Source organism: Cellulomonas sp. A375-1 (genome assembly GCF_001040865.1).
GTDB classification, from domain to species: domain Bacteria; phylum Actinomycetota; class Actinomycetes; order Actinomycetales; family Cellulomonadaceae; genus Cellulomonas; species Cellulomonas gelida.
This window is the reverse complement of sequence record NZ_LFKW01000123.1, coordinates 1-2,314: the sequence shown is the minus strand read 5'-3', so window position 1 is coordinate 2,314 and position 2,314 is coordinate 1. Positions and strand designations below refer to the sequence as shown.

At 72.3% G+C, this 2,314-nt stretch carries 1 protein-coding gene; it reads right to left on the bottom strand.

From position 1 onward, the window contains the following. Positions 1–157: 157 nt before the first annotated feature. A partial coding sequence (locus tag CWIS_RS12545) for a beta-L-arabinofuranosidase domain-containing protein (protein ID WP_048343650.1) occupies positions 158–2,314 on the bottom strand: 2,157 nt, incomplete at its 5' end.

The window sequence follows — 2,314 nt, the reverse complement described above, 5'->3', positions numbered from 1 at the left end:
CCCGCCGGCACGGCAGCGGGTCCACGCTCGAGCGCCACCGATCGCGGCGCCGCACCCGCAGACGTCCCGACGAGCGCCCCGGTCCCGACGAGCGCGACGGCCGCCACCGCCGCGACCAGCCGGCTCAGACGCACGCCCGGGCGGAGGTCGACGGCGCTCATCGGGCCACCGCCGGACGCTCGAAGGGCGCACGCGCGGCCGCGACCAGCACCTTCTGCCGGTCTCTCGCGCTCATCAACCGTTCCGCGACCCAGGCCGCGGACGTGGTCTGGACCCGCTCGAGGAACGCCTGCCTGTCGGCGAACGGCGCCCCGGCCCACACGTCGTCGAGGAACGACGTGCCGTCGGTGCGCGTGGGGTTGGCGGCGCCCGAGTCGACGCCCGCGAACGCGATCTTCTTCTCCGAGCGCTGCACGTACATGTGGTACGCGACGTCCTGCCCGGAGAACGCGGGCTCGAACTGCTGCCCGCCGATGGTCACGTAGCCGTACTCGTCGGCCCGGACGTCACGCGACAGCGACCCGTCGAGGCCCATGCGGTCGTACAGCGAGAGCTGCAGGTACTTGGTCGACGAGCTCAGCGCGGACAGCACCACGGGCCCGCGCTGCAGCGACTGGATGTCGGCGCGGTCGACGGTCGGCTCGGCGCGTAGCGGGAGCGCGATCGTCAGGGCGACCTCGTCGCCCGTGGCCCACGTGCGGTCGATCGACAGGTACGTGCCGGGCGTCGCGGTGCCGTCGGCCGTGCTGGCGACCGTCGTGCCGTTGACCTTCACGACGAACGACGTGGCCCACCCGGGCACGCGCAGCCGCAGGTCGAGCGCGCCCGACCCCTGCGCGATGCGGATCGTGACGTCCTCGTCGTTCGGGTAGCCGCCCTCCTGGACGATCCGCATGCCGCGCGCGGTCCAGCGCAGCTCGGAGGCGACGTAGAGGTTGACCCACAGCGCCGACTCGTCGGCCGCGTGGAACCAGATCGAGTCCTGGTACTTGACCGGGCTCTCCAGGCCCGTGCCGCCGCAGCACGTGCCGATGTTGCCGTTCCCGTACTCCTTCCGGGCACCGGGCCCGACCGGGTACATGTACAGGTTCTGCGGGCTCGTCGTCGACGACTGGTCGCGCTTGCCGCCCAGGATGTGGTTGAGCACGGTGCGCTCGTAGTAGTCCATGTAGGCCGCGTCCTGCTGCTCGAAGAACAACGTACGAGCGACCTTGAGCATGTTGTACGCCGCGCAGGACTCGGCGTTGCGCGGCCCGATGTCGCCCGCCACGGTGTCGGCCGGGCCCCACATCTCGCCCTCGCCCGTGCCGCCGTGCGCGTACATGCGCCCGGGCACGATCATCCCGAAGAAGTTCCGGGTCGCCGTGGTGTACGTCGCGTCGCCGGTCCAGGAGCCGAGCTTGGCGTAGCCGACGAACGTGGGGATGTGCATGTTCGCGTGCTTGCCGTTGAGCGTGTCCCGGTTCTCGGCACACGCGGTGACGAGCGAGCGCAGGTCGAACAGCCGCGAGGCGGCGAGGAAGTTCGCGCGGTCGGCGGCGGTGGACAGCGTGTAGAGGTCGACGAGCGAGTCGTTCATGCCGCCCGCCTCGCCGCCGATGTAGATGCCCCACATGCGCTCGAGCTGCTCGGCCGAGCACGCCGACAGGCGCGCGTACGTCCAGCGCCCGAGGCCCTCCGCGAGCTGCAGCGCGAGCGGGTTGCCCGTGTAGCGGTACGCGTCGATCAGGCCCGCGAGGATCTTGTGGCACGTGTACCAGGGCGCCCAGATCTCGCCGTAGGGCGCGTACGCCTCGAGCGCGCTGAACTGCCACTCGCCGTACGCCGCGAGGAACCCCGGGTGGGAGTACTTGCCCGTGGCGGCGAGCGCCGCGCGGCACTCCTCGAGACCGGTGACGAACTCGTCGACCTTGGCCAGGATCGCCTCGTCTCCCGTGGTCGCGTGCGCCATCGCGAGCATCGACAGGTAGTGCCCGCCGTAGTGGCCGCGCAGCAGACCGCCCGCGCCGCGCGTGTTCTGGCCGCGCACGTACTCGGCGGGGCCCCAGCGCTGCTCGTCGGGCGCGGGGCCGAGCTCCTCCCAGCCGCCGGGTGCGGTCGCGCCGTTCACCGACAGGCCGGCGTTGCGCCGGAAGACGACGAGCAGGCGGTCGACGGGGTAGGCCTTCGCGAGCGCGATCATCTGCTGCTGCGCGCGCGTGAACACGCTCTGCCCGAGCGAGACGTCGCTCAGCGCGAACGGCCGCACGGTCCACGAGGCGGGGAACGCGCCCTGCGCCTCGCTCACCGCGGCCGCCCTGGCCGCGCGGGGCAC